This window comes from Streptomyces sp. AgN23 (assembly GCF_001598115.1).
In the GTDB taxonomy this organism is placed as follows: domain Bacteria; phylum Actinomycetota; class Actinomycetes; order Streptomycetales; family Streptomycetaceae; genus Streptomyces; species Streptomyces antimycoticus.
The window spans coordinates 5,888,993-5,915,332 of the sequence record NZ_CP007153.1 but is presented as its reverse complement, the minus strand read 5'-3'; the positions used below and the strand labels follow the sequence as shown (position 1 = coordinate 5,915,332).

Genomic DNA, 26,340 nt, shown 5'->3' with positions numbered 1-26,340 from the left:
GTCGCTGCTCCGCCGCGCTGCTGCCAGCCTCGCACGTGGGTCGGTCAGACGTTGCCGTCGCTGCCGCCCGAGCGCAGGGAGGCGAGATCGGACGTGACCGTGTTGATCGGGATCGAGAAGCCGAGGCCGACGCTGCCCGCGCTGCCGGCGCTCTGGCCCGAGGCCGCGGAGTACATCGCGGAGTTGATGCCGATGACCTGGCCGCTCATGTTGATCAGCGCGCCGCCGGAGTTACCGGGGTTGAGCGAGGCGTCGGTCTGGAGGGCCTTGTAGGTGGTGGTCGACTCGCCGACGTCGCCGTTGTACCGGCCGCCGCCGAACTCGAAGGGCCACTGACCGCCGCCGCCCTGCCCCTGACCGCCCTGGCCCTGGCTCTGGTCCGTGGAGACGGTGACCTCACGGTCGAGCGCGGAGACGATGCCACTGGTGACGGTGCCGGTAAGGCCCTCCGGCGAGCCGATGGCCACGACCTGATCGCCCACCGTGACCTTGCTGGAGTCGCCGAGGGCCGCGGCCTTGAGCCCGCTCGCGCCCTCCACCTTGATCAGCGCGAGGTCCTTCTTGCTGTCGGTGCCGACGACGGTCGCGGTCTTCTTACTGCCGTCGCTGAAGGTCACCTTGATCGAGTCGGCGCCGGAAACCACATGGTTGTTGGTGATGACCTCGCCGCCGCTGGTGATGACCACGCCGGAGCCGGTGGACTGACCGCTGGTGCCACTCGCGCTGACCTCCACGATGCTGGGGCTGACGGCCGCCGCGACGGCCGAAACCCCGCTGTTGCTGGTGGACTTGGCGTTGACCACGGGGGTGGAGACCGTGGTGTCGGACTTCTGGGTGGCGTTGGTGACCAGCGCGGCCGCCCCGCCGCCCACGAGCGCCGCGACCGCCGCCACGGCCGCGATCAGCGCGACCGGACGCGGCGCCCGCGCCCTGCGCCGCCCTCCACCACCATGCGCCCCCTCACCCGCGCCGCCCTCCTCCCCGACCCCGCCCCCACCACCGCTGCCACCGCTCGGCCACACGGTGACCCCGGACGGCGTGGTGACCGCCTGCTGAGGCTCATACGCGGGCGGATCGGGATACCCCGCACCACCGCCGTACGAGAAGGGATAGGGCTCGTCTGCGCCGCTACGGCGTGTGCTGTCCGTCATGTCTATGACTGTGCGGCCGAAGTATGAGAGTCCCCTGAGTGCCCGCTGAGAACCCCACCAGAAGTCGGTATGCCCGACATAAGGCGGCGAGCCGGGGCGCGTCCGCCGGACGCCGAGAGCCGCCGTAGCCTCGGCCCCCGCCGCCCCCGAACCCCCTCGGTCGCCCCGCAGGTCAGCGAAGTCCCACCGCGGAACGTGGGCGTCGCGCCCCGCCGGCACACCGCCGTAAGGCGGACGCTGCACCCCGGAGGGCAGCACACCACCCGCAGGACACGACGCCTCCGCGAGCATCGGGGCCCAGCCACGGAACGCCCGGATCACAAGCCTCGCCAGGCGCGGAATCTCCCCGCCCGGGAGGCCACCGGGCGGGCACGCGCCGCGCATGGCATCCGTTCGCGGGGCCGCAGGGCCCCGCAACGCGCGGACGCCTCCCGCCGGGCGGCCCCAGACCAGGCAGGCACCTCCCGCACACCACAACCGGCCCGCAGGGCCCATCCCGCCGGACCGCGAGAACGACAGGGAGCTGTCGGGGCCCCAGGGCCCCGACCCGGGCAGAAGCGCTCCGCGCTACGCGCAGCCGCAGGAGTGGCGGACCACCAGTGCCGACGGGAACTGCTTGACCCGCTCGCGGCGCGAGCTGGCCAGGCGGACGCCGTCGTCCAGCACCAGATCGACCGCGGCGCGCGCCATCGCGGGGCGGTCGGAGCCGACCGTGGTCAGCGGGGGGTCGGTGAGGTGGGCTTCCTTCACATCGTCGAAGCCGGCCACCGCCAGCTCTCCGGGGACCTCGATCCGCAGCTCACGCGCGGCCCGCAGGACCCCGAACGCCTGGTCGTCGGTGGCGCAGAAGATGGCCGGGGGCCGGTCGGGGCCGGCCAGCAGGTCGAGGGCGACCTTGTAGGCGTCGTACCGGTTGTACGGGGCCTGGAAGAGCCGCCCCTCCGTGGAGCGGCCCGCCTCGTGCATCGCGCGGCGCCAGCCCTCGACGTGGTCGGTGACGGGGTCGCCGACGGTCGGGGTTATCTCGGTGCCGCCGAGGCACGCCACGTAGTCATGGCCGTGCTCCAGCAGATGCCGCACCGCGAGCTGCGCGCCGCCGACGTCGTCCAGCACCACCGCCACGTCGTCGATCGCCTCGGGCCGCTCGTGCAGCAGCACCACCCGGGCGTCCCACGCCTCGATCTCGGCCGCCGCGTTCTCGCTCGGGCCCTGGCTGATGAGGATCAGCCCGGACACCCGCATCCCCAAAAAGGCGCGCAGATAGTGCACTTCGCGCTCGTCGAGGTAGTCGGAGTTGCCGACCAGCACCATCTTTCCGCGCTCGGCGGCCGCCTGCTCGACGGCGTGTGCCATCTCCGCGAAGAACGGCTGCCGGGCATCCGGAACGATCAGCCCTATGAGATCGGTCCGGCGGCTCGCCATCGCCTGCGCGACCCGGTCCGGCCGGTAGCCGAGCTCCTTGATCGCGGCAAGCACCCGCTCGCGCGTGGCCGGGGCGACCGGCCGGGGTCCGTTATTGATGACGTAACTGACGACCGCGGTCGACGTCCCCGCAAGCCTTGCCACATCATCCCGCGTCACCTTGGCCACGCGCGAAGTCTACGCGGGTCCAGCTAGCTGTTGGCCGGTCGTGCGGCAGCGGCCTTCGCCGCGGAGCCGGACGCCCCGCCGGGGCGCTCGCCGCGCGCCGTGTCGCCCGCCGCGGAGCCCCGCCCCGCGGCCTTCGCGCGGGCCTCCTCGGCGGCGCGCTCGACCTTCTCCGGCGCGACGAAGCGGTAGCCCACGTTCCGCACGGTGCCGATCAAGGACTCGTGCTCCGGGCCCAGTTTGGCGCGCAGCCGCCGGACATGGACGTCCACGGTGCGGGTGCCGCCGAAGTAGTCGTAGCCCCAGACCTCCTGCAGCAGCTGCGCCCGGGTGAAGACCCGGCCGGGGTGCTGGGCGAGATACTTCAGCAGCTCGAACTCCTTGAATGTGAGATCGAGCACACGGCCCTTGAGCTTGGCGCTGTAGGTGGCCTCGTCGACCGACAGATCGCCGTTGCGGATCTCCATCGGGCTGTCGTCGGTGGTGATCTGCTGGCGGCCCATGGCCAGCCGCAGCCGGGCCTCGACCTCCGCCGGGCCCGCGGTGTCCAGCAGGACGTCGTCGATGCCCCAGTCGGCGGTGACGGCGGCCAGCCCGCCCTCGGTCACCACCAGGATCAGCGGGCAGCCGGGGCCGGTGGACCGCAGCAGCTGGCACAGGCTGCGCACCTGCGGCAGATCGCGGCGGCCGTCGATCAGAATGGCATCGGCGCCCGGTGTGTCCACCAGGGCCGGACCTTCGGCGGGAGCCACCCGCACGCTGTGCAGCAGGAGGCCGAGGGCGGGGAGCACCTCCGTCGAGGGCTGAAGTGCGTTGGTCAGCAGCAGGAGGGAACTCATCGTCCACCACCTGCCCCGGCCATGTTCTCGAGGTTGTGCACGCTTCGCTCGCCCATTACGTCGGTTCCTCCTCGGTCCCTTGCGAGAGGGGCACCTCCCGGGCAGCGCCCGGGGGAGTCTGCGGCTACTACTTCGTACGGTCACGCTCCGCACCCTTGGAGCGACGGTGCGCTCAAACGCGCATCACGCCCCGAAAGCACAAAAGGACCCGGGGGCTACGTTGCCCGGATCCTCTTCACAGCAGAATAACCCACATGACATGTGCCCGAGAGGCTCAATCTGCTCCCCGTTGTCCTTCCAAGGTCATCACGAGGGAGCTGCGGGCCACGCTGCTGACCGATGACGCCGTCTCCATCGAGGCGCTGTACGAGCTTTCCCCGGCATCCGGCGCCGAACCCTCCGACCATCTCGTGCTGGTGGTCGGGCACGGGTTCACCGGCGCCCTGGAGCGCCCCGCGCTGCGGCGGGTGGCATCGGTGTTTCGCCAGCGTACGGCCGTGATCACGTTCTCGTTCCGGGGGCATGGCCGGTCCGGCGGACGGTCCACGGTCGGCGACCGCGAGGTGCTGGATCTGGCCGCCGCGGTGCGCTGGGCACGTCGCCTCGGGCATCGGCGGGTCGCCACGGTCGGCTTCTCGATGGGCGGGTCGGTGGTGATCCGGCAGGCCGCGCTGTACGGGAAAAACCATGGAATCCAACCGGTGCATGTCGCACACGATGGGGAGCGCACAGGGCGCTCGCCGGGGCGCACGGCCCCAGCGGCCGGGGCGCCGGACGGGCGGGCGCCGGGCGCGCCCGGCGAGGCGGCCGACGGTGCCGCGCCCGATGCGGTGATCGCGGTAAGCGCACCCGCCCGCTGGTACTACCGGGGCACCGCGCCCATGCGGCGGGTCCACTGGGCGGTCACCCGGCCCGCGGGCCGCCTGGTCTCCCGCTACGGGCTGCGCACCCGGATCGACCCGCGCGGCTGGGACGTCGACCCGCTGTCCCCGGTGGCCGCGGCGCCGCTGATCGCGCCGACGCCGCTGCTGATCGTGCACGGTGACCGGGATCCGTACTTCCCGCTGGACCATCCGCGGATGCTGGCGTCGGCGGCGGACCCGTCCGTCTCGGAGCTGTGGATCGAACCGGGCTTCGGCCACGCCGAGACCGCCGCCTCCCCCGCTCTGCTGACGCGCATCGCCGACTGGGCGGCGGCCCACGCCTGAGGGGCGGCCCCAGCTATTCGGCCTCCGCCACCGGCTCGGCGAACTGGGACGCGTACAGCCGGGCGTACGCACCGCCCGCCGCGAGCAGCGCGTCATGCGAGCCCTGCTCCACGATCCGCCCCGACTCCATCACCAGGATCACGTCCGCGTCCCGGATGGTCGACAGCCGGTGCGCGATCACGAAGCTGGTGCGGCCGCTGCGCAGCGAGGCCATCGCCCGCTGGATCAGGACCTCGGTACGGGTGTCGACCGAGCTGGTGGCCTCGTCCAGCACCAGGATCGACGGCTCGGAGAGGAACGCCCGGGCGATCGTGATCAGCTGCTTCTCCCCCGCGCTGACATTGGAACCCTCCTCGTCGATCACCGAGTCGTAGCCGTCCGGCAGGGTCCGTACGAAGCGGTCCACATAGGTGGCCTTCGCCGCCTCGACGATCTTCTCGAAGCTCGCCCCCTGCGCGCCGTACGCGATGTTCTCGGCGATCGTCCCGCCGAACAGCCAGGTGTCCTGCAGCACCATCCCGATATGGGAGCGCAGCTCCTCCCGCGACATCTCGGCGATGTCCACCCCGTCCAGCGTGATCCGCCCGCCGCTGACCTCGTAGAACCGCATCAGCAGATTGACCAGCGTGGTCTTTCCGGCGCCGGTCGGGCCGACGATGGCCACGGTCTGCCCGGGCCGCACCGACAGCGACAGACCGTCGATGAGCGGCGTGTCCGGCTGGTAGCGGAAGGAGACGTCCTCGAACGCGACCTGCCCCCGCACCGCCTCCGGCCGCCGCGCGTCCACCGGCTCCGCGCTCTGCTCCGGCGCGTCCAGCAGCTCGAAGACCCGCTCGGCGGAGGCCACGCCCGACTGCACCATGTTGGCCATCGAGGCCACCTGGGTGAGCGGCTGGCTGAACTGCCGGGAGTACTGGACGAACGCCTGGACATCGCCGATCGACAGTGCGCCGGAGGCCACCCGGAGCCCGCCGACCACGGCCACCAGCACATAGTTGAGGTTCCCGATGAACATCATCGAGGGCTGGATCAGCCCGGAGATGGACTGGGCCCGGAAGCCCGCCGCGTAGAGCTTGTCGTTCTGCTCCCGGAACAGCTCCGCGGACTCCTTCTCCCGCCCGAAGACCTTCACCAGCGAGTGGCCGGTGTACATCTCCTCGATATGGGCGTTGAGCTTGCCCGTGGTCTTCCACTGGGCGACGAACTGCGGCTGGGCGCGCTTGCCGATACGTGTCGTCACCCACACCGAGACCGGGACGGTGATCAGCGCCACCAGCGCCAGCAGCGGCGAGATCCAGAACATCATCGCCAGCACGCCCACGATCGTCAGCAGCGAGGCCAGGATCTGGCTGAGGGTCTGCTGCAGCGTCTGCTGGATGTTGTCGATGTCGTTGGTGGCGCGTGAGAGCGCCTCACCGCGCGACTGCTTGTCGAAGTACGACAGCGGCAGCCGCGCCAGCTTCTGCTCCACGTCCTCGCGCAGCCGGAAGACGGCGCGCTGGACGATGGCCGTGGCCACCCGCGCCTGTACCAGACCCAGGAGCGCGGCGACGACATACAGCGCCGTGGCCCACAGCAGCACGACGCCGACCGCGTGGAAGTCGATGCCCTGGCCGGGGGTGACGTCCATCGAGGCCACCATGTCGGCGACCGTGCCCTGGTCCCTGTCGCGCAGCCACTGGACGGCCTGCTCCTTGTCGGCCCCGTCGGGCAGCTGCCGTCCGATGAGACCCGCGAAGATCAGGTCGGTCGCCTCGCCGAGGATCTTCGGACCCGCCACCGCGAGCGCGACGCTGCACGTGCCCAGCGCGAGCACCAGCAGCGCGATACCGCGCTCGGGGCGGAGCCGGGCCAGCAGCCGGCGTCCGGAGCCGCGGAAGTCCAGGGACCGCTCGGTCGGCTGCCCGCCCATGAAGCGGCCGGGTCCGGCGGCGGGCGCCGGGCCCCTGCGGGGTGCCGAGGTGCCGCTCATACCGTGTCCCTTACATTCGCCCCGCTGCGCCAGCAGCCGATGTGACTGTCGCCCACGCGGCGCGGAGGTGCGACTTTCGTCGTCTTCCGCGGCTCAGCGGCCGCGTGTCCGTCGCTCATGCGGCTTCCTTTTCGGTGAGCTGGGAGAGCACGATCTCGCGGTAGGTCTCGTTGCCCGCCATCAGCTCGCCGTGGGTACCGGCGCCGACGATCCGCCCCGCGTCGAGCACCACGATCAGATCGGCGCCCCGGATGGTGGACACCCGCTGGGCGACGATGACGACCGTCGCGTTCTCCGTCTCGTCCACGAGCGCCGCCCTCAGCCGGGCGTCGGTCGCGTAGTCGAGCGCGGAGAAGGAGTCGTCGAAGAGATAGACGGACGGCTTGCGGACCAGGGCCCGGGCAATCGCCAGCCGCTGCCGCTGCCCGCCGGAGACATTGGCCCCGCCCTGGGCGATCGGGGCGTCGAGCCCGGCCTCCATGGACTCCACGAACTCCCGTGCCTGGGCGGTCTCCAGGGCCCGCCACAGCTCCTCGTCGGTGGCATCGGGATTGCCGTACCGCAGGTTTGAGGCGACGGTTCCGGCGAAGAGATACGGCTTCTGCGGGACGAGCCCGATGGTCCGGGTCATCACCTCCGGGTCGAGGTCGCGCACATCCACCCCGTCGATGTGGACGCTGCCGTCGGTCGCGTCGAACAGCCGCGGCACCAGCCCGAGCAGGGTGGACTTGCCGCTGCCGGTGGAGCCGATGACGGCGGTGGTCCGGCCGGGCCGGGCGATCAGCGAGATGTCGCGCAGCACGGGTTCGTCGGCGCCGGGGAAGCGGAATTCCACGTTCCGCAGCTCCAGCAGCCCCCCTCCGGCGTCGGCGGGCGCGGCCGCGACGGGCACGAGCGGCGGTACGACACTGGTCTGGGTGCCCAGCACCTCCTGTACGCGCTCGGCGCACACCTCGGCCCTCGGCACCATCATGAACATGAAGGTGGCCATCATCACCGACGACAGAATCTGCGCCAGATAGCTGAGGAACGCGGTCAGCGCGCCGATCTGCATCCCGCCGCTGTCGATCCGGTGCCCGCCGAACCAGACGACGGCCACGCTGGAGACGTTCACCACCAGCATCACGGTGGGGAACATCAGCGACATCAGCCGCCCGGCCCGCAGCGAGACGTCCATCAGCCCGGTGTTGGCGGCGGTGAAGCGGTCGCGCTCATGGGTGTCACGGACGAAGGCACGGATGACCCGGATACCGGTGATCTGCTCGCGCAGCACCCGGTTGACCGTGTCGATGCGCTCCTGGACATGGCGGAACAGCGGCCGCATCCGGCGGACGATGAAGGTGACGACCACGCCCAGAGTCGGAACGATGAGCAGGAGCAGCCCCGACAGCGGAACGTCCTGGTTGAGCGCCATGACCACACCGCCGACGCACATGATCGGCGCGGAGACCATCAGCGTGAACGCCATCAGGCACAGCATCTGCACCTGCTGGACGTCGTTGGTGGTGCGGGTGATCAGGGACGGCGCCCCGAAGTGGCCCATCTCACGGGCGGAGAAGGACTGCACCCGGTCGAAGACGGCGGCGCGCACATCGCGGCCGAGCGCCATGGACGTACGGGCGCTGAAGTAGACGGCTCCCGCGGCGCACACGATCTGAACAAACGTGACGGCGATCATCAGCCCGCCGACACGGACGATGTAGCCGGTGTCGCCCTTCACCACTCCGCCGTCGATGATGTCCGCGTTCAGCGCGGGGAGGTAGAGGGTGGCCAGGGTCTGCACCAGCTGCAATAAAACGATCAGCGTGATCGTTCGGGTATAGGGCCTCAGATACGCCCGTATCAGTCGTACCAGCACACCGAAACCTTAAGTGACGCACGCCCCGAACCGGCCGTATTTTCGACGAACCGCGCGTGGTCCATGGCGCGGGCCCGCACCCGTCATCATGGAGGCGGCAGATGACGGGAAAGGGATCGCGATGGCGATGAAGAACACGCCCGCCGGGACCATCCGGTACTGGGCCGCGGCCCGCGCCGCGGCCGGTACCGCGGAGGAGCCGTACACCGCGCGGACACTGGCGGAAGCGCTCGAGGTGGCCCGGGAGCGGCACACCGCTCGGCCGGAGTTCGCGCGGGTCCTGCTGCGCTGCTCGTTCCTGGTCGACGGAACCCCGGTCGGCACCCGCGACCACAAGACGATCCAACTCGCCGAGGGCGGCACGGTCGAGGTGCTCCCGCCGTTCGCAGGAGGGTGAACCCCGAGCTCATGAGCAACCAGCCGCACCAGCCCAACGAGCCCCACGAGCCTCACGACCTCCACCAGCAGAACCAGCAGAACCAGCAGCAGCCGTACCAGCAGCCGTATCCCCCGTACGGGTCGTACGAGGCTCCTTACGGCGGCTACGACCAGAGCGCGCATCCTTACGGCGGCGATGGCGGTAACGGCGGGCCGGGCGGCAACGGCGGCCACGGTCAGGGCGCCCAGCAGCCGGCCGACTGGCCGGGGTACGAGGGCTATCCGCAGCAGCAGGGGTACGCCCGGGCCCAGCCGCAGCAGCAGGAGTACCCCCAGGCCCAGCCGCAGCAGTACCAGCACCCGCAGCAGCAGCAGCAGTACCAGCAGCAGCCGTACGCGGATCCTTACGCCGCCCAGCAGGGGCACCAGGGCAACCAGGCGCACCAGGGCCAGCACCCGCAGCAGGGCAACCAGGGCCAGTACGCCCCGGGCTGGGATCAGCGGCACCCGTACCAGCCGGCCGCCCAGCACCCGGGACAGCCCCGGCCCGCGACGCAGGCCCAGACGCAGGCCCAGACGCAGGCGCAGGCCCAGCACGCGCGGGCCCAGCACGCCCAGCCCCAGCAGCCACAGACCGCGCCCCCCGCCACGACGGCAGCCGCAACCGCGACCGCCGAGCCGCCCGCCTCGCAGCCGGACCGGCCGCTCACCGCCGCCGAGAAGGCCCGCGCCGAGGGCCGTCCGCAGATCCTCCCCCCGGGGTTCGTCCCCGCCGCCCTGACCGCCGTGCTCGCCGGCCTGCTCGCGGCCACCGCGCCGCTGGGCCGCCCGGCGGTCGCCGTCGTGGTGGCGGTGCTGCAGGCGGTCACCGCGGCCGGCTGGTTCCGGCTGAACGGCATGTGGCCCGCCCGGCAGGGCATCGCGCTCGCCTACGCGGGCGGTCTGGCCGCCAGCGTCGGCCTGCTCGCCACCGAGCCCGCACACGCCCCGACGGTCCTCATCGGCACCATCGGCGTCTGGCTGCTGCTCGTGGTGATCCTCCAGCTCCGCAGCCACGCCTCCGCGGACGAGCGGCTGTACGGGCTCACGGCCGCTGTGGCGTCCACGGCCCTTACCGTGCTCGCGGCCGGCCATCTGGCCGCCGTCGCCGAGTCCTCGGACGCCGTCGTGGTGGGAGCGGCCGCCGTCGCCGTGGCCGTGCTCGTCCGGGCGCTGCCGCTGCCGACCGCCGCCGCCGTCGTGGTCGCGCTGGCGGCCGCCACGGGCTCCGGGGTCGGGGCCGGGCAGCTCACCGGAACGGGCACCTCCACCGCCGCCCTGCTCGGGTTCGCGGCCGGGGCGTGCGCGCTGATCGGCCACCGGGTCGCCAGCTACGACTACCCCTCGCGCTTCGTCCATATGACGGCCGGCGTGGCGCTGCCGCTCGCGGCCGCCGCCCCCGTGGTCTATGTGATCGGCCGCGCACTGGGCTGACTCCCCGGCTCCCGTTCGGCCGCTCCGGATAGGCTCGCAGCCTCAGGCGAGGGCCTGAGCAAGAGCCTGGGGGACCCACGCACATGCGCGCACTACGTATCACCTTGATCGTCGTCGTGATACTCGGCGGCCTCTTCGTGGCCGCCGACCGCATCGCGGTGTACATCGCGGAGTCGAAGGCCGCAGACAAGATCAAGAGTTCACAGGGCCTGACCACCACGCCCAATGTCTCGATCAAGGGCTTCCCCTTCCTCACCCAGGTCGCGGGCAAGGAGCTGGACGAGGTCGACGTCGGTGTGGACGGGCTGACCACGGCCACGGGGGACGGCCGCAGCGTCCGGGTCACCGAGCTCGACGCGAAGCTGCACAACGTCCGCATCTCGGGCAGCTTCTCCTCGGCCAGCGCCGACCGCGCCACCGGCTCGGCCCACATCAGCTACGCGGACCTCTCACAGGCCGCCGGTCCGGGGGTGACCGTCGGCTACGACCCGTCGGGGTCCAACAAGGTCAAGATCACCGGCAGCCTGCTGGGCCTCACCCTCACCGCCCACTCCCGGGTCACCATCGTGAACGGGACCACCATCCGGCTGCACGCCGAGTCCATCCCGGGCGGCAGCATCCCCCAGTGGGAGGACAAGGTCCGCGAGAAGGCCGACATCGAGCGGAAGATCGAGGGACTGCCCACCGGTATGCGGCTCGACAAGGTGGAGACCACCAAGGACGGCATAGACGTCTCGGTCACGGGTAATAACGTCCAACTGACGGGCTGACGCGATCAACACCAGGGGCGTCCGATCATGCCCCTGGTCCATTCACTGAGACGATCTCGTCCGCATCCATGACCGCCCGTGGCCTTCGCCTGCCCGGACGGCCCCGCCTCCGGGGCGTGCACCCCTCTCTCATCTCACCTTCCGGACGATATCGTCTCATCATTCGACACGCCGGTGACATGTCCGCCTGTCCGTCCCTACGATCGGACGCATGAAGCGACAGGCGGATCTCACGAAGCGGCGGGCAGTCGACCTGTGCCGTGTCGCCGCCATGCTCTGTCGCACCGTCTGAACGGGACGCGGTCCGGCACGCCTCGGACCGGCCCCCTCTTCGGCCCGTCAGCCGGGCCTTCCCGCACTTTCGCTCGTACGCTCGCCGCACGCCCCGCGCGGCGCCGCGTCGCGAGCGTGCCCGTACCGCCGCAACTGCCCCGGAGGAGAGAACATGAGCCGCAGTGACGTCCTGGTGGACGCCGAGTGGGTCCAGGCCCGGATCGACGACCCCAAGACGGTCATCGTCGAGGTGGACGAGGACACGTCGGCCTACGACAAGAACCACATCAAGAACGCCGTCCGGATCGACTGGAAGCAGGACCTCCAGGACCCGGTGCGCCGTGACTTCGTCGACCAGGCCGGCTTCGAGAAGCTCCTGTCGGAGAAGGGCATCGCCAACGACGACACGGTCGTCCTGTACGGCGGCAACAACAACTGGTTCGCGGCGTACGCCTACTGGTACTTCAAGCTCTACGGCCACCAGGACGTCAAGCTGCTCGACGGCGGCCGCAAGAAGTGGGAGCTCGACTCCCGCGACCTGGTCGCCGAGGTGCCGACCCGCGCGGCGACCGAGTACAAGGCCAAGCCGCAGGACGCCTCCATCCGCGCCTTCCGCGACGAGGTCGTGGACGCCATCGGCTCGCTGAACCTCGTCGACGTGCGCTCCCCCGACGAGTTCTCCGGCAAGCTGCTCGCCCCGGCCCACCTCCCGCAGGAGCAGTCGCAGCGTCCCGGCCACGTGCCGAGCGCCCGCAACATCCCCTGGTCGAAGTCGGCCAACGACGACGGCACCTTCAAGAGCGACGACGAGCTCAAGGAGATCTACGAGGGCGCGGGCGTCGACCTGGCGAAGGACACCATCGCCTACTGCCGCATCGGTGAGCGCTCCGCTCACACCTGGTTCGTCCTGCACGAGCTCCTGGGCCAGACCAACGTCAAGAACTACGACGGCTCCTGGACCGAGTACGGCTCGCTGGTCGGCGTGCCGGTCGAGCTCGGCGCCGGCAGCTGACCCCTCTCCCCCGAACGCGCCCCCGAACGTAAGGACAGACATCCATGTGTGGAGCCAAGGCCGGCGGCCCCGACGCCTCGACGATCAAGCCCGGTGAGACCACCATCCAGGGTTCGGTGACCCGCGACGGTGAGCCCGTCACCGGCTACGTCCGGCTGCTGGACAGCACCGGCGAGTTCACCGCCGAGGTCCCCACCTCCGCGACCGGACAGTTCCGTTTCTACGCCGCGGAGGGCACCTGGACGCTGCGTGCCCTGGTTCCCGGCGGCACCGCGGACCGCACTGTCGTCGCCCAGAAGGGCGGGCTGGCGGAGGTCGCCATCGCCGTCTGACGCGTGACGGCGCGTCGTGACACACGGCCGGAGGGCCGCACCCCGGGGTTGGACGCCTCGGCGGGGTGCGGCCCTCCGTCTGTCTCGCCCGTCGGTGCCGGTGTCCTTCGTCTGTCGGCGCGGCGGCCTCGGACGTACGCTGGACATATGTACGCGCGACGCCGCCACGCATATTTTTTCCTGATGGGCGCGTGTCTGACGCTCTTCATCTCGGCGTGGGCCTTTGTGCGCCTGTGGTCCGTACCCGCCGCGGTCGCGATGTGCATCGTCGCCATGGTGATCCCGCCGCTGGCCGCCATAGTGGCCAATCGCCGGGGCCCGGACGACCGGTGGTGGGATGAGTCGGGGGACGAGGAATCCGACCGGTGGTGGCGGGAGCTGGACGAGCACAACCACCGGCATTGACCACCAGCACAACCGACCCGGCCGATCGGGGCCCGGCAGGGGCCACTGACCGGGCCCCGGCCGGGGCGTAGAGGACCGCCCTGGTGGCCCGCGGTGCCCAGGACCACCCTGGTAGCCGGGGCCTTGAGGGCCGCCCTAGTACACGAGCGCCTGCACGCCGTCCGGCATGATCTCGCTCACGAAGACCTGAGCACCCGCGATCCGGGCCCCCTCGATCAGATCCTTCTCCTCGATCTCCCGGCGCGCCGCGCACTGGGTGCACACCGTGATCGTGCCGCCGCCCGTAAGGATGCCGTCGATCAGATCCGGCAGCGGCGCCGCATGCGGCAGCTCGAACTCCGCCGCCCGGCCCGGCAGCGCGAACCACGTCGACTCCCCGGTCAGCCAGAGCGAGACCTCGACCCCGCTCGCCGCGGCCACCGCCGCCACCGTGAACGCCTGGGAGCAGCGCTCGGGAGCGTCCGCACCCGCCGTCACCTTGATCACCAGCTTCTTCGCCATACGCCAACCTTAGGGTCGGCACGGTGGGCCGGGCGCGGCACGGCGACCTGTCTCCACCGGCCGCCCCGGCGCCGACTAGACTCGGTGCCGTCCGTCATCTGTTCCGAGGAGCGCGCTCGTGCTTGAGGCAGTCTTCACCACCCTGATGATCCTGGTCGCCGTGGCCACGCTCGGCTTCGCCGCGCTGACCTGGAAGAAGCTGTACCAGGGCCAGCGCTGAACCCCTCCCGCCCGGCCGTCACGGCTCGACTCTCGACAGATCGCCTGAATTCATGATCCAGATTCCCTCCGACCTCCACCCGGACCTCGTGCCGCTCGCCTTCCTCCTGGGCAACTGGGAAGGCGCGGGCGTATCGGACTTCCCCGGGGCCGAGAAGTGCAACTTCGGCCAGGAGGCGACCTTCACGCACGACGGCCGCGACTTCATCGAATACGTCTCGCACACCTGGGTGCTGGACTCCGAGGGCAAGAAGGTGCGCCCCCTGGAGACCGAGTCCGGCTACTGGCGGATCGACAAGGACCGCAAGGTCGAGGTCGTGATGATCCGGGACCAGGGCATCGTCGAGGTCTGGTACGGCGAGCTCGCGGAGGGCAAGCCGCAGATCGACCTGGCGACGGACGCGGTGGCGCGCACCGCGCACGCGGCCCCGTACGCGGGCGGCAAGCGGCTGTACGGCTACGTCAACAGCGATCTGATGTGGGTCGGCGAGAAGGCCACCCCCGAGGTCGAGCTGCGCCCGTACATGTCCGCGCATCTGAAGAAGGTCGTCGACCCCCGGGAGTGGGCCAAGGACCTCAAGGACCTGCCGGACGACGGGATCGCCTTCTTCCGCTGAGCACCTGAGTGCTTGGGCTCTCGGGCTCTTGTGCTCTCGGGCTCTTGAGCGGGCCGTTCCAGCTGCCGCCGAGCCCGGCTCTTCCCTGCCGCGGCCGGTTCTGCACCTGTGCGTCCGGCCGGTAATCGCGTGCCCGCCTACACTTGCACCGTGGCGACCACCGACTGGAAGAGCGATCTGCGGGAGCGCGGCTACCGGCTGACCCCGCAGCGCCAGCTCGTACTCGAAGCCGTCGATCATCTGGAGCACGCCACTCCGGACGAGATCCTCACCGAGGTGCGCCGCACCGCGAGTGGCGTCAACATCTCCACGGTCTACCGCACGCTGGAGCTGCTGGAGGAGCTGGGCCTGGTCAGCCACGCCCATCTCGGCCACGGCGCCCCCACGTACCACCTGGCCGACCGGCACCATCACATCCATATGGTGTGCCGCGACTGCACGGATGTGATCGAGGCCGATGTCTCCGTGGCCGACTCCTTCACCCGGCAGCTCCGCGCGGACTTCGGCTTCGAGACCGATCTGAAGCACTTCGCGATCTTCGGCCGGTGTGCCGCGTGCTCGGCCCGGCAGCGCGGTGGAGACGACGGCCAAAACGGCTCCGGTGAGGGCCGAGCCCGCAGGTCGTAGGCTGAGTTCATGAAGAGCCCTTTGCTGTCGCTGCCCGGCGCCGTCCCCGGCGAGGGCCCCGACGAAGGCGTCGCCGCCCACTATGGCGACCTGTTCCGCGAGCAGCGCGCGCTCGCCGACGGCACCGGCTTCGTGGACCTCTCGCACCGCGGAGTGGTCACGGTCACCGGTGCCGACCGGCTGAGCTGGCTGCATCTGCTGATCACCCAGCACGTCAGCGAACTCCCGCCGGGCCAGGCCACCGAAGCCCTGATCCTCTCCGCCCACGGCCATATCGAACACGCGCTCTATCTCGTCGACGACGGCGAAACGACCTGGGCCCATGTAGAGCCAGACAGCCAGCGCGATCTGATCGCCTACCTGGAGAGCATGAAGTTCTTCTACCGGGTCGACATCGCGGACCGCACCGACGACTACGCGGTCGTCCACCTCCCGGCGGGCAGCATCACCGAGGCCCCCGAGGACACCGTCGTCCGCGAGACCCCGCACGGCCGGGATCTCTTCCTGCCGCGTGCGCGGCTGACCGACTTCGCCGAGGCGAGCGGGCCGGCGATCGGAGTGCTGGCGTACGAGGCGCTGCGGGTCGAGGCCCACCGGCCGCGGGTCGGCCTGGAGACCGACCACCGCACCATCCCCCATGAGCTGGGATGGATCGGCTCCGCCGTCCATCTGCAGAAGGGCTGCTACCGCGGCCAGGAGACCGTCGCCCGGGTGCAGAACCTGGGGAAGCCACCGCGCCGGCTGGTCTTCCTCCACCTCGACGGCAGCGAGGTGACGCTGCCCTCCCACGGCGCACCCATACGGCTGGCGTCGGAGGGCGAGGAGGGCCGCCAACTGGGGTTCATCACCTCCTCGGCCCGCCACCACGAGCTGGGGCCGATCGCGCTCGCGCTGGTCAAGCGCAATGTGCCGGTGGACGCGGAGCTGATCGCCGACTCCACGGCCGCCGCACAGGAAACGGTCGTGGAGCCGTGAGCCCGGTGAGGTCGCGCCAGACCTCGAGGGGCGCGCTAGACCTCGAGGGGGGTCGCGCTAGACCTCGATCAACACCGTGAACGGGCCGTCGTTCGTGAGCGAGACCTTCATGTCCGCTCCGAACCGGCCCGTTTCCACGTGCGCGCCCAGCTTCCGCAGCTGGGCCACCACCTCGTCGACCAGCGGTTCGGCGACCCCGCCGGGCGCCGCCGCGTTCCAGGTGGGACGGCGCCCCTTACGGGCGTCGCCGTAGAGCGTGAACTGGCTGATGACCAGCAGCGGGGCGGCCGTGTCCGAGCAGGACTTCTCGCCCTGGAGGGTCCTTACGGACCACAGCTTGCGGGCGAGCTGGGCCGCCTTCTCCGGAGTGTCGTCATGCGTCACCCCGATCAGCACGCACAGCCCCTGACCGACGATCTCGCCGACCGTCTCGCCGTCCACGACGACGTTTGCCCCGTCCACTCTCTGTACCACAGCACGCATACCGACCATCATGCCGTGCGTCCATCCGGGGCCGATCGGGTGGAGAGCCGCTGCGCAGGGAGCATCACTGGTGGCACGATGCGTGCAGGCGGTGCAAGCGGGCAGGAACTGCGGGAATGACGCATCGCTGGAGGGGACGGACACCAATGACCACACCGGGCACCGGCCAGCCCATGGCCACCGAGGGCCTGCTGCCGCCACGGCCGCCGAGCCAGCGCGGCGGACGGCTGGCCGACTCGGCCGCCGTGACGGCGCCGACCATGGCTCCCACGTCCGCGGCGGCGAGCGGACTGCACGCACTGCGGCTTCCGGAGCTGCGGGCGCTGCGCCGCGCGGCACAGGGCGAGGAGGCGGATCTGAGCTATCTGCGCAGACTGCTGCAGGGCCGGATCGACATCCTCCGCGCCGAGCTGGGCCATCGCCGTGACCCGGCGCCCGCGGCGGCCGCGGCACAGCCGTCCGCCGCGCTGGTGGACCGGCTGCCGGAGATCCTCGCGGACCTCCCCTCACGGCACCGCTCCTCGGCCCGCCATGTCACGCTCGGGACGCCGCAGGGCGCCGAATACGAGCGGCTGGCCGAGGAGATGCTGGCCGAAGTGGGCCTCTCCGATCTGCGGGCCCGTACGGACGAGGAACTGCGCGGCGCGATGGCCCGCCTCGTCGGCCATGAGCAGCAGGTGTCGCGGCGGCGGCAGGAGCTGCAGCGGACGGCGGACGGCTGCAGTGCGGAGATCGCCCGCCGGTACCGCGAGGGAGAGGCGCAGGTGGACGACCTGCTGGCGTAGGCGCCCGCGGGGTGCTTGCCCAGCGTCCATCGGGGGCTCCCATCGGAGGCTGGCCCAGCCGTCCATCGGGGGCTCGCCGAGCGGTCCGTTGGGGGGCTCGCCGAGCCGTCCGTTGGGGGGCTCGCCGAGCCGTCCACAGGGTGCGGTGTGATGAAAGGACCTGGTCCACAGGCTGGGGAAATCGGCGTGCGGCCGGTGGCGGCTCACGCCTAGCGTGTGGGCATGGCCGTCGAACTCCGCACCCCGCTCTCCGATTCCGATCTGACCAGCTGGACCATCGCGCTCAACACCGGCTTTCTGCGTCCGCCGGAGGCGCCGAAGGAAGAGGTGGAGCTGCGGCGGGAGCAGATAGACCTGTCCCGTACGCAGGGGGTCTTCGACGGGGACCGCTGCGTCGCCACCTTCCGCAGCTTCGCGCAGCGGCTGACGGCGGTCGGCGGTGCGGACGTCCCCGCCGACGCGATCAGCAATGTCGCGGTGTCACCCACCCACCGCCGCCGGGGGCTGCTCAGCCGGATGATGGAGCACGATCTGCGCGCCGCCAAGGAGCGGGGCGACGCGGCGGCCACCCTGATCGCGGCCGAGTACCCGATCTATGGGCGGTACGGCTTCGGCCCCGCCGCCTGGATCACCGAATGGCAGGTGGACGTTCCCCGCGCCGGGCTCGACCCGCGCCACTCGGCTCCGGTGGACGGCGGCCGGGTCGACTTCGCCGACGCCGACGAGGTCCGGAAGCTGGGCCCCGCACTGCATGAGCGGCTCCGCGCCCAGCAGCACGGCGTCATCGACCGCCCGGACAGCTGGTGGCGGATCAGCACCGGCCGGCGACGATTCCCCAACCGCCCCTGGACCGAGCCGTTCTATGTCCTCTACCGCTCCCCCGACGGCTCGGTGGACGGGCTGCTCGCCTATACGGCGGACGACCGCTGGGAGGGCAACAAGCGGCCGCACAACACCGCCACCGTGCTCGAGCTGATGGGAGTCACCCCGGCCGCCGAGCGGGCGCTGTGGCACTTCCTGCTCTCGGTCGACTGGGTGACCCGGGTCAACACCGGCCGGCGTGCCCCGGACGATTTGCTTCCGCTGCTGCTCGGCGACCCCCGCGCCGCCCAGGTCAGCATGCACGCCGATTGGCTGTGGCTACGCCCGCTGGATGTGCCCCAGCTCCTGGAGAGGCGTACGTACCCGGTCGAGGGCTCGCTGGTGCTCGAGCTGCACGACGCCGCCGGGCTGGCCGGTGGCCGCTATGTCCTGGAGGCGGGCCCCGACGGCGCGGCGTGTGCGACCACGGGCCGCCCGGCCGACCTGACCATGGACATCGGCGAGTTGGGCACCCTGTGGCTGGGCGACGAGTCGGCGGCCCGGCTCGCCTCGCTGGGCCGGATCGCCGAGGAGCGCCCGGGCGCGGCGGCACTGGCGGACCGGCTGCTGCGAACACCGCGACGCCCCTGGTGCCCCGACAGCTTCTGAGGTGGCGGGGGTGTCCGGGCACTGTGGCGGGCGCCCACCCGATCGGCACCGGGCGGTCGGCACTCGGCGGCCGACACTGGACGGCCGACGCTGAACGGCCGACGCTGAACGGCCGACGCTGAACGGCCGAGGCTCAGCAGCAGGACTTGAGCAGTCGGCGCGCGCCCGCGCCCTGCTCACCGAGCCGGTCGTACGGGTTGGCCAGCGCGCACTTGTCGATCGACAGACAGCCGCAGCCGATGCAGTCGGTAAGGTGGTCGCGGAGGTTCTCCAGCTGTTCGATGCGCTCGGTGATGTCCGCGTGCCAGCACTCCGAGATCCGGGCCCAGTCCTCCTTGGTGAGGACATGGTCCTCGGGGAAGAGCCCGAGCACCTCCCGGATTCTCCCCAGTGGGATGCCGACGCGCTGCGAGGAGCGGACGAAGGCGACCCGGCGGAGCGTATCGCGGGTGTAGCGGCGCTGATTGCCGGAGGTGCGGCGGCTGTGGATCAGCCCCTCGCGCTCATAGAAGCGCAGCGCGGAGGCGGGGACTCCGCTCCGCTGCGAGAGCTCGCCGACCGTGAGCTCATGGGTTTTCCAGGTCAATTGCGTCATAGAGCCGAGGGTAGCTTGACTTCAACCTTTGTTTAAGTCCGAGGCTCTTCCCATGGCTCCTGACACCGCCGTCTCCACGGCCGCAGCCCCTACCGACACCGACTCCCCCATCCGGCTCGCCGTCATCGTCGGCAGCACCCGCGAGGGCCGCTTCGGGCCGAGGGTCGCCGAATGGTTCGCCGGTCATGCGACGCTCCGCTCCGATATGACCGTCGATGTCGTCGACCTTGCCGAGACCCCGCTGCCCATGGACCTCACCCACCGCCCCGGCCCCGATGACCTCGCGGCCCTGGAGGCCGTGACGCCCCGGCTGGACGCGGCCGACGCGTTCGCCGTGGTCACCCCCGAGTACAACCACAGCTACCCCGCCTCCCTGAAGAACGCGATCGACTGGCACTTCACCCAGTGGCAGGCCAAGCCGATCGGCTTCGTCTCCTACGGCGGCATCTCCGGTGGCCTGCGGGCGGTCGAGCATCTGCGGCCGGTCTTCGCCGAGGTCCACGCCGTGACCGTCCGGGACACGGTCAGCTTCCACAACGCGCACGGGCTCTTCGAGGAGGACGGCCGGCTGAAGGACTCCGAGGGTCCGGACACCGCCGCTGGGGCGATGCTCAATCAGCTCGCCTGGTGGGCGCGGGCTCTGCGCACGGCCCGCACCACCCACCCGTACGGCACCTGATGCCCCCGGCGGCGCCGGCCCCGTCACCCCCCGTCGACCTGCGCCGCCGGAAGCGTGGCTCAGGCGGTGCGGCGGCGGAAGAGCACCCCCGACAGCCCGGCCGCCACCGCCAGGATTCCGCCGCACCACACCAGGGCCTGCCACGCGCTGTCGCCGGCCGACCGGTCCAGCAGCAGCCCCCGCAGCGCCTCGATGACCGGCCGGCTGGTGCTCCGCGAATCCGTGCAGCCAGCCCGGCATGGTGTCGATCGGCACGAACGCGCTGCTGGGATACGGCAGGAACATCATCAGGAAGGTGAACCCGCCCGCCGCCTCCGGTGACCTGGCGATCAGGCCGAAGCAGGCCGACAGCCAGGAGATCGCGAGGATGAACATCAGCAGGATCCCGGCCACGGCCAGCCAGTCGAGCGGACCGACGTCCGGCCGGAAGCCGATGAGGAAGGCCACCCCGAAGACGAGCGCGGTCGCGACCGTGTTGCGCAGCACGCTCGCGGCCACATGGCCCGCCAGGATCGGGGTGCCGCCGATGTCCAGCGACCGGAAGCGGTCGACGATGCCGCCGGTCCTGTCATGGGTGACGGTGACCGCCGTATTGGCCGAGCCGAAGCCCGCGCACAGCAGCATCACCCCGGGGAGGACATAGGTGACGTACTCGGTGCCGGTGTGGAGGGCGCCGCCGAAGAAGTAGACGAAGACCAGCATCAGCATGATCGGCGGCAGCATGGCGGTGAGCACCGCGTCCAGGTTGCGCCTGGTCAGCCGGATCGTGCGGCCGGTCAGAACGATCGCGTCAGACACCGGCCGTCTCCTTCTCGCCCGTGGCGTCGCGGCTCTCGCCCTCACCTTCATGGCTCTCGCCCTCGGCGGTACGGCTCTCGCCCTCCGCGGCGTGGCCGGTCAGGGCCATGAAGACGTCGTCGAGCGTGGCGCTATGCACGGTGATGCGGTCGTGGTCTTGCCCGCCCCATTGGGGCCGAGCAGCGCGAAGACGCTGCCCGGCGCGACCGACAGATCGACGCCCCTGAGCTGATGCTGGTCAGCGGCTTCGTCGGCGACAGCCTCGAAACCTCCATGGCGGCCTGGGCCAGGCCGCTGGGGAAGCTGACCGACGCCGAGCGCTTCCCGGCGGTGACGGCGGCGCTGCGGGCGGGGGAGCTGGACACCCCGGGCGGCCCTGACGACGAGTTCGTCTTCGGCCTGGAGCGGATTCTCGACGGTGTGGAGGCGCTGGTCAGCGCGCGGAGCTGACCGTCTGACGCCGCTGACCGTCGGTCGGCTCTGGCCAGATATTTGCACATCCTGGCCATCCGGCCACTCGTCGGCCCGAGGCCCGTTTCGCAGCATGGTGGTCATGAACGTGCTGTGGATTTTCGCCCACCCCGAACAGCGGTCCCTCAGCGTGGCGTTGCGCGACGAGGGTCTGCGCGCCCTGCGGGAGGAGGGCCATGACCACCGGCTGTCCGATCTCTACGCGATGCGCTGGAACCCCGTAGTCGACGGCGCCGACTTCCGCCACGACGCGAGCGAACGCCTCATCGTCGGAGCCGCCTCGCAGCGCGCCTATGACGCGGGGACGCTGAGCGAGGACATCCGTGCCGAACAGGAGAAGATCGCCTGGGCCGACGCGCTGATCGTGCAGTTTCCGCTCTGGTGGTACGGCATGCCCGCCATCCTCAAGGGCTGGTTCGACCGCGTCTTCGTCAAGGGCTTCGCCTACGGGATCAAGGGGCCGGACGGACGCACCCTGCGCTACGGGGACGGCAAGCTGGCCGGTAAGCGCGCCATGGTGGTCCTGACCGCGGGGGCGCCCGAGGACACCATGGGACCGCGCGGCATCAACGGCGCCATCGGCGATCTGCTCTTCCCGCTGCACCACGGCACGCTCTGGTACAGCGGCATGTCCGTGCTGCCGCCGCATGTGGTCTACGGCGCGGACCGGGTACCGGCCGAGGTGTACGAGGCCCATGCCGCCGCGCTGCGGAAGCGACTGGCCGGCCTGCCGACGGAGGAGCCGATCCCGTTCCGCCGCCAGAACGGCGGGGACTACGACGAGCGCCTGGTGCTCCGGCCCGATGTGCTGCCGGGCCGGACCGGTCTCTCCGTGCACTGCGCACGGCCCCAGGGCCCCCGCGCCCAGGGCACCTTGAGCGACGAGGACCAAGGCTCTCGGGGCGCCTTGAACAGCTAGGAGGGCGAGCGCAGCTCCAGCCGCCAGTCGTTGCACCGGGTCATCGTCCCCAGCGGGTACTCGACCTCGCACTCGCCGACCAGGGTGAACCCGGCCTTGCGGCACACTCCGTTCGACGCGGGGTGGCCGACGGACGGATAGGCGTGCAGATACCGATGGGTCCGCTGTGCCGCGGCCGCCCCGGCGACCTCCCCCGCGGCCACGGCGGCGATCCCCCGCCCCTGGAACGGTGGCAGCACGGCCCAACCGGTCTCGTACACCGACTCACCCCGCCACTCCCGCTCCCAGTACCCGATGCTGCCGACCGTCTCCTCCCCCGGCAGCAGCACGATCCGGTACATCCGCCCGGCACCCGGCCCCGTCAGCTCCGCATACCGGCGGTGGCGGACCAGGATCTGCTCCTCGCTCTCCGGTCCGCCCAGGTGGCTCGTCATCTCCGGGCTGTTGACGCCACGCAGCAGCTCCCGGCAGGACGCGCTGTCCTCCCACGGCTCGAGCCGCACCCGCACCCCGCTCGCCCCACCGGACATCCGCCGCCTCCCGCCGTCAGCCCACCCTGCGCCCGCGTTCCGTTCATTCGACCACGGGGGTACGACAACGGCGCCGCGCCCAGATCCGGACCCTGCCCGAACTCAGTCCGCCAGGCCCGGCGTCAATCGGCCCGGCCCGGCCTCAGTCCGCCACCGGCTCCAGCAGCGCCAGGTCGTCCTCGCCGAGGGTGATCCGCGCCGCCGCCATGTTCTCCTCCAGGTGGGCCGGCGAGCTGGTGCCGGGGATCTGGATGATCGCGGGCGAGCGGGCGAGCCCCCAGGCGAGGGCGATCTGATGCGCGGTCGCGCCGTGCCGCTCCGCGACCGTCCGCAGGTTCCCGCTCTCCAGGGCGGTATGGCCGCCGCCCAGCGCGAAGAACGGCATATAGGCGATCCCGGCCCCGGCGCACTCGTCCACCAGCGCCCCGTCGGCCTGATCGAGCACCCCGAACCGGTTCTGCACCGCCGCCACGGGCGCTATCGCGCGGGCCTCGGCCAGCTGCTCGGCGCTCACATTGCTCACCCCGAGCCACCGCACCAGCCCTTCCTCCCGCAGCGCGGCCAGCGCGGCGAACCGCTCCCCGAGCGGCACCCCGCCCACCGCCTTGAGCCGTCCCACCCGCAGGTAGACCAGGTCGAGCGCGTCGACGCCGAGCTGCCGCAGGTTCTCCTCGACCAGACCCCGCAGCTGCTCCGGCCGCGCCTCCGCGTACATCTCGCCGGTCGCGGTGCGCAGCGGCCCGACCTTGGTGGCGATGGTGACATCCGCGGGGTACGGATGCAGGGCCTCGCGCAGGATGTCGTTGGCCCGCTCGGTGGCGGAGAAGTAGAAGGCGGCGGTGTCGATATGACGGGCCCCCAGCTCCACGGCCCGCCGTGCGACCGCCACAGCCGTCGCACGCGCGACGGCGGGACCGGCCCACCGCCCCGGCAGCTGCATCGCGCCGAAGCCGAGCCGATCGGCCGGTGACGAGAGGTGGGAAAACAAGGACGAAGAGGAGAAAGCCGCGGGGGATGAGTTCATGGGGCAGCATGCGCACCTTTTCGCCCCGGCCACAAGTTCGGATCAGCCCGCCGACCGCTTCAGCAGCAGCGCCCGCTCACGGGCGTTACGGGTCAGGTCCGCCGCCCGGGCGAACTCCGCCCGGGCCTCCTCATGCCGGCCCAGGCGCTCCAGCAGATCCCCGCGGACGCTCGGCAGCAGGTGGTAGTCCTTGAGCGCCGGCTCCTCCGCCAGCGCCTCGACCAGCTTCAGACCCGCCGCGGGCCCCTCCGCCATCGCGACGGCGACCGCCCGGTTGAGCTCCACCACCGGGGACGGGGCCAGCGCCATCAGCCGGCCGTAGAGGGCGGCGATGGCCGTCCAGTCGGTGTCCTCGTAACGGATCGCCCGTGCGTGGCAGGCGGCGATGGCGGCCTGGAGGGAGTACGGGCCGTGGCCCGCGCGCTGCAGGGCCTCGGCGCCCCGGCGGATGAGCAGGCGGTTCCACTTGGTGCGGTTCTGGTCGGCGAGCAGCACCGGCTCGCCGCCGGGGCCGGTGCGCGCCGCGATACGGGAGGACTGGAACTCCAGCAGCGCGGCCAGCCCGTGGACTTCGGGCTCCTGGGGCAGCAGCCCGGCCAGGACCCGCGCCAGCCGCAGCGCGTCCTCGCACAGGGCCGGGCGCACCAGATCGTCGCCCGTGGTCGCGGAGTAGCCCTCGTTGAAGATCAGGTAGATGACCTCCAGGACCGAGGAGAGCCGGGCGGTCCGGTCGTCGCCGTAGGGCACCTCGAAGGGGACGTCGGCCTGGGCGAGCGTCCGTTTGGCCCGGACGATGCGCTGGGCGACCGTGGGCTCCGGGACCAGGAACGCGCGGGCGATCTCCTCCGTCGTCAGCCCGCCCAGCAGCCGCAGGGTGAGCGCGACCCGGGCCTGGGTCGACAGCACGGGATGGCAGGCGGTGAAGATCAGCCGCAGCAGATCGTCATCGATGTCCTCGGCGGTGCGGGCGAGATCCGCCGGATCGGGCGGTGAGACGTCCTCCAGGGCCCGCCCGACCTCCGCCAGCTTGCGTGCGTAGGTCTCCTTACGGCGGACGAGATCGATCGCACGGTGCTTGGCGGTGGCCATGAGCCAGGCGCCCGGATTATCCGGCACACCCGACTCCGGCCACCGCTCCAGCGCGGTGACCAGGGCGTCCTGTGCGAGTTCCTCGGCCAGCCCGACGTCCCGCACGATGCGGGCGACGCCTGCGATGATCCGTGCGGACTCGATCCTGAAGACCGTTTCGACCGTCTCGGCGATGGCGGTGGTTTCAGCCGTTTCGGCTGTTTCAGCCGCTCTCGCCTTATCGGCCGGGCTTGCTCCCGTCACGGCCCCTATCAGAGCAGCCGTAAGGGGACAGAGCAAGCACTGCCGGCTCAGCCCCCGACGATCTCGCGGACCTCGACGGTGATGGTCCAGAACTCCTCATGGGTCCGCAGGAACCGCTTGGCCCACTCCACGGCCTCGGCCTTGTCCTTGGCCTGGACGATGGAGTAGCCGCCGATGACCTCCTTGCTCTCGGTGAAGGGGCCGTCGGTGCAGTTGATCTTCCCGCCGGACCAGGTGACCCGGGTGCCCTCGGAGGTCGGGGCGAGCCCGGCCGTGTCCAGCATGACCCCGGCCTTGGTCATCTCCTCGATCAGCGCGCCCATCCGCTCCATGAGCTCGGGGCTGGGGCCCTCGGTGGGGGCGTTCCGCTCATCGACGCGGATCATCGACAGATAGCGCGGCATGGTGACTCCTCATTCGGTGGACGAGCGAGATTCCTTACGGAGGCCGGGGGCTTCCCCGCCTCTCACCCCTGCGTCGAACGGGCACTGCCCGGATCGACAGACCCCATGAGATTTTTTTCGCCGAGGCCGCACCGCCCCGGCCCCGTCATGACACGCGCCACTATTGCAAGCAAATGCTTGCAATAGTTAGCACACCTGTTGCAGCATCGAGGCATGGCATCACTCAACGTCGGCAACCTCGGCGGGTTCCTGCGCGAGCAGCGGCGCAGTGCGCAGCTGTCGCTGCGGCAGCTGGCCGATGCGGCCGGGGTGTCCAATCCGTACCTCAGCCAGATCGAGCGCGGGCTGCGCAAGCCGAGCGCCGAGATCCTGCAGCAGCTGGCGAAGGCGCTGCGGATATCCGCCGAGACCCTGTACGTACAGGCGGGGATCCTCGACGAGCGGGACCGCGAAGAGACCGAGGTGCGCAGCGTGATACTCGCCGATCCCTCGATCAACGAGCGGCAGAAGCAGGTACTGCTTCAGATCTATGAGTCCTTCCGCAAGGAAAACGGGCTCCAGACCGCCTCGGACGACATCTCCGACCCCTCCGACACCTTCGGCACCGGCGCCGACGTCGCCACACCCTCGAACTGATCCGGGAGGACCATCAC

Annotated in this window: 29 protein-coding genes and 2 pseudogenes; 16 read left to right on the top strand and 15 right to left on the bottom strand. The window is 71.1% G+C overall.

The features are described 5' to 3' along the window. Positions 1-44: 44 nt before the first annotated feature. From AS97_RS25575 to AS97_RS25565, 3 genes are all read right to left on the bottom strand, one after another. Positions 45-1,151, bottom strand: coding sequence for a trypsin-like peptidase domain-containing protein (locus AS97_RS25575; RefSeq protein ID WP_210565738.1), 1,107 nt, complete (start codon positions 1,149-1,151; stop codon positions 45-47). 567 nt (positions 1,152-1,718) lie between these two features. Beyond that, entirely contained in the window at positions 1,719-2,741 is a 1,023-nt protein-coding gene (locus AS97_RS25570; RefSeq protein WP_059145936.1) for a LacI family DNA-binding transcriptional regulator, read from the bottom strand. 23 nt (positions 2,742-2,764) lie between these two features. Next, positions 2,765-3,577 (bottom strand): response regulator transcription factor, encoded by an 813-nt coding sequence (locus AS97_RS25565; protein ID WP_059145935.1) that lies wholly within the window; start codon positions 3,575-3,577, stop codon positions 2,765-2,767. Positions 3,578-3,831: 254 nt separating this feature from the next. Between AS97_RS25565 and AS97_RS25560 the strand changes: the two genes are divergently transcribed. Continuing rightward, positions 3,832-4,785 (top strand): alpha/beta fold hydrolase, encoded by a 954-nt coding sequence (locus AS97_RS25560; RefSeq protein WP_247204487.1) that lies wholly within the window; start codon positions 3,832-3,834, stop codon positions 4,783-4,785. Positions 4,786-4,798: 13 nt separating this feature from the next. Here AS97_RS25560 and AS97_RS25555 read toward each other — a convergent pair whose 3' ends face one another. Together AS97_RS25555 and AS97_RS25550 are read right to left on the bottom strand one after the other, a co-directional pair. Then, entirely contained in the window at positions 4,799-6,757 is a 1,959-nt protein-coding gene (locus tag AS97_RS25555) for an ABC transporter ATP-binding protein (protein ID WP_282615690.1), read from the bottom strand. A gap of 115 nt (positions 6,758-6,872) precedes the next feature. Then, positions 6,873-8,615 (bottom strand): ABC transporter ATP-binding protein, encoded by a 1,743-nt coding sequence (locus AS97_RS25550; RefSeq protein ID WP_210565737.1) that lies wholly within the window; start codon positions 8,613-8,615, stop codon positions 6,873-6,875. Positions 8,616-8,736: 121 nt separating this feature from the next. Here AS97_RS25550 and AS97_RS25545 point away from each other — a divergent pair, with 121 nt between their 5' ends. The 6 genes from AS97_RS25545 (at position 8,737) to AS97_RS25520 (ending at position 13,258) form a co-directional block, all read left to right on the top strand. Next, positions 8,737-9,012: a MoaD/ThiS family protein gene (locus AS97_RS25545; RefSeq protein ID WP_059145932.1), complete on the top strand. Its 276-nt coding sequence runs from the start codon at positions 8,737-8,739 to the stop codon at positions 9,010-9,012. Positions 9,013-9,023: 11 nt separating this feature from the next. Then, positions 9,024-10,466 carry a hypothetical protein gene (locus tag AS97_RS25540; protein ID WP_210565736.1) on the top strand — a complete coding sequence of 481 codons (1,443 nt, stop codon included), beginning with the start codon at positions 9,024-9,026 and terminating at the stop codon, positions 10,464-10,466. An 83-nt stretch (positions 10,467-10,549) separates the two neighbouring features. Continuing rightward, the gene (locus AS97_RS25535) at positions 10,550-11,236 is read left to right on the top strand and encodes a DUF2993 domain-containing protein (protein ID WP_059145931.1); all 687 of its coding nucleotides are present in this window, start codon (positions 10,550-10,552) and stop codon (positions 11,234-11,236) included. 445 nt (positions 11,237-11,681) lie between these two features. Then, the gene (locus AS97_RS25530) at positions 11,682-12,521 is read left to right on the top strand and encodes a sulfurtransferase (RefSeq protein ID WP_059145930.1); all 840 of its coding nucleotides are present in this window, start codon (positions 11,682-11,684) and stop codon (positions 12,519-12,521) included. 44 nt (positions 12,522-12,565) lie between these two features. Beyond that, positions 12,566-12,853: a DUF1416 domain-containing protein gene (locus AS97_RS25525; RefSeq protein ID WP_028814639.1), complete on the top strand. Its 288-nt coding sequence runs from the start codon at positions 12,566-12,568 to the stop codon at positions 12,851-12,853. A 147-nt stretch (positions 12,854-13,000) separates the two neighbouring features. Then, positions 13,001-13,258, top strand: a complete 258-nt coding sequence (locus AS97_RS25520) for a DUF3099 domain-containing protein (protein ID WP_014053929.1) — start codon at positions 13,001-13,003, stop codon at positions 13,256-13,258. Positions 13,259-13,393: 135 nt separating this feature from the next. On the opposite strand, the gene AS97_RS25515 is transcribed toward AS97_RS25520, so the two are convergent. Continuing rightward, positions 13,394-13,759: a DsrE family protein gene (locus AS97_RS25515; RefSeq protein ID WP_014053928.1), complete on the bottom strand. Its 366-nt coding sequence runs from the start codon at positions 13,757-13,759 to the stop codon at positions 13,394-13,396. Between the two features lie 272 nt (positions 13,760-14,031). Between AS97_RS25515 and AS97_RS25510 the strand changes: the two genes are divergently transcribed. The 3 genes from AS97_RS25510 (at position 14,032) to AS97_RS25500 (ending at position 16,197) form a co-directional block, all read left to right on the top strand. Beyond that, complete coding sequence (locus tag AS97_RS25510) at positions 14,032-14,595, top strand: FABP family protein (protein WP_059145929.1); 564 nt, start codon at positions 14,032-14,034, stop codon at positions 14,593-14,595. A gap of 150 nt (positions 14,596-14,745) precedes the next feature. Continuing rightward, entirely contained in the window at positions 14,746-15,222 is a 477-nt protein-coding gene (locus tag AS97_RS25505) for a transcriptional repressor (protein WP_059145971.1), read from the top strand. Positions 15,223-15,231: 9 nt separating this feature from the next. Next, on the top strand, positions 15,232-16,197 hold the full coding sequence (locus AS97_RS25500) for a glycine cleavage T C-terminal barrel domain-containing protein (RefSeq protein ID WP_059145928.1): 966 nt from the start codon (positions 15,232-15,234) through the stop codon (positions 16,195-16,197). 57 nt (positions 16,198-16,254) lie between these two features. Here the strand turns inward: AS97_RS25500 and dtd are convergent, their stop codons facing one another. Next, positions 16,255-16,680, bottom strand: coding sequence for a D-aminoacyl-tRNA deacylase (gene dtd / locus AS97_RS25495; protein WP_210565735.1), 426 nt, complete (start codon positions 16,678-16,680; stop codon positions 16,255-16,257). A 146-nt stretch (positions 16,681-16,826) separates the two neighbouring features. On the opposite strand from dtd, the gene AS97_RS25490 reads away from it, so the two are divergent. Then, positions 16,827-17,465 carry an ABC transporter substrate-binding protein gene (locus tag AS97_RS25490; RefSeq protein ID WP_210565734.1) on the top strand — a complete coding sequence of 213 codons (639 nt, stop codon included), beginning with the start codon at positions 16,827-16,829 and terminating at the stop codon, positions 17,463-17,465. A gap of 222 nt (positions 17,466-17,687) precedes the next feature. Further along, positions 17,688-18,935 (top strand): GNAT family N-acetyltransferase, encoded by a 1,248-nt coding sequence (locus AS97_RS25485; RefSeq protein ID WP_059145926.1) that lies wholly within the window; start codon positions 17,688-17,690, stop codon positions 18,933-18,935. A 133-nt stretch (positions 18,936-19,068) separates the two neighbouring features. Here AS97_RS25485 and soxR read toward each other — a convergent pair whose 3' ends face one another. Continuing rightward, complete coding sequence (gene soxR, locus AS97_RS25480; RefSeq protein WP_059145925.1) at positions 19,069-19,530, bottom strand: redox-sensitive transcriptional activator SoxR; 462 nt, start codon at positions 19,528-19,530, stop codon at positions 19,069-19,071. 52 nt (positions 19,531-19,582) lie between these two features. Between soxR and AS97_RS25475 the strand changes: the two genes are divergently transcribed. Beyond that, positions 19,583-20,209, top strand: a complete 627-nt coding sequence (locus AS97_RS25475; protein ID WP_059145924.1) for an NAD(P)H-dependent oxidoreductase — start codon at positions 19,583-19,585, stop codon at positions 20,207-20,209. 59 nt (positions 20,210-20,268) lie between these two features. Here the strand turns inward: AS97_RS25475 and AS97_RS25470 are convergent. The 3 genes and pseudogenes from AS97_RS25470 to AS97_RS47620 all read right to left on the bottom strand — a co-directional run. Continuing rightward, a pseudogene (locus tag AS97_RS25470) lies at positions 20,269-21,007 on the bottom strand (ABC transporter permease). Next, positions 21,000-21,146, bottom strand: coding sequence for a hypothetical protein (locus AS97_RS25465; protein ID WP_210565733.1), 147 nt, complete (start codon positions 21,144-21,146; stop codon positions 21,000-21,002). Before AS97_RS25465 ends, AS97_RS25470 begins: the two are co-directional and overlap by 8 nt. An 8-nt stretch (positions 21,147-21,154) precedes the next feature. Then, a pseudogene (locus AS97_RS47620) lies at positions 21,155-21,235 on the bottom strand (ATP-binding cassette domain-containing protein); the annotation flags it as partial. 3 nt (positions 21,236-21,238) lie between these two features. On the opposite strand from AS97_RS47620, the gene AS97_RS25460 reads away from it, so the two are divergent. Beyond that, positions 21,239-21,457 carry a TetR/AcrR family transcriptional regulator C-terminal domain-containing protein gene (locus AS97_RS25460; RefSeq protein WP_247204486.1) on the top strand — a complete coding sequence of 73 codons (219 nt, stop codon included), beginning with the start codon at positions 21,239-21,241 and terminating at the stop codon, positions 21,455-21,457. Between the two features lie 103 nt (positions 21,458-21,560). Beyond that, positions 21,561-22,397, top strand: a complete 837-nt coding sequence (locus tag AS97_RS25455; RefSeq protein WP_201724713.1) for an NAD(P)H-dependent oxidoreductase — start codon at positions 21,561-21,563, stop codon at positions 22,395-22,397. Here AS97_RS25455 and AS97_RS25450 read toward each other — a convergent pair. The 4 genes from AS97_RS25450 to AS97_RS25435 form a co-directional block, all read right to left on the bottom strand. Beyond that, positions 22,394-22,927: a GNAT family N-acetyltransferase gene (locus tag AS97_RS25450; protein ID WP_125757065.1), complete on the bottom strand. Its 534-nt coding sequence runs from the start codon at positions 22,925-22,927 to the stop codon at positions 22,394-22,396. The genes AS97_RS25455 and AS97_RS25450 overlap by 4 nt on opposite strands. Positions 22,928-23,069: 142 nt before the next feature. Further along, entirely contained in the window at positions 23,070-23,951 is an 882-nt protein-coding gene (locus AS97_RS25445; RefSeq protein ID WP_059145920.1) for an aldo/keto reductase, read from the bottom strand. 42 nt (positions 23,952-23,993) lie between these two features. Beyond that, complete coding sequence (locus AS97_RS25440) at positions 23,994-25,214, bottom strand: RNA polymerase sigma factor (protein ID WP_059145970.1); 1,221 nt, start codon at positions 25,212-25,214, stop codon at positions 23,994-23,996. Positions 25,215-25,330: 116 nt separating this feature from the next. Continuing rightward, entirely contained in the window at positions 25,331-25,687 is a 357-nt protein-coding gene (locus AS97_RS25435; protein ID WP_210565732.1) for a YciI family protein, read from the bottom strand. Positions 25,688-25,900: 213 nt separating this feature from the next. Here AS97_RS25435 and AS97_RS25430 point away from each other — a divergent pair, with 213 nt between their 5' ends. After that, positions 25,901-26,323 (top strand): helix-turn-helix transcriptional regulator, encoded by a 423-nt coding sequence (locus tag AS97_RS25430; RefSeq protein ID WP_059145918.1) that lies wholly within the window; start codon positions 25,901-25,903, stop codon positions 26,321-26,323. Positions 26,324-26,340: the final 17 nt, after the last annotated feature.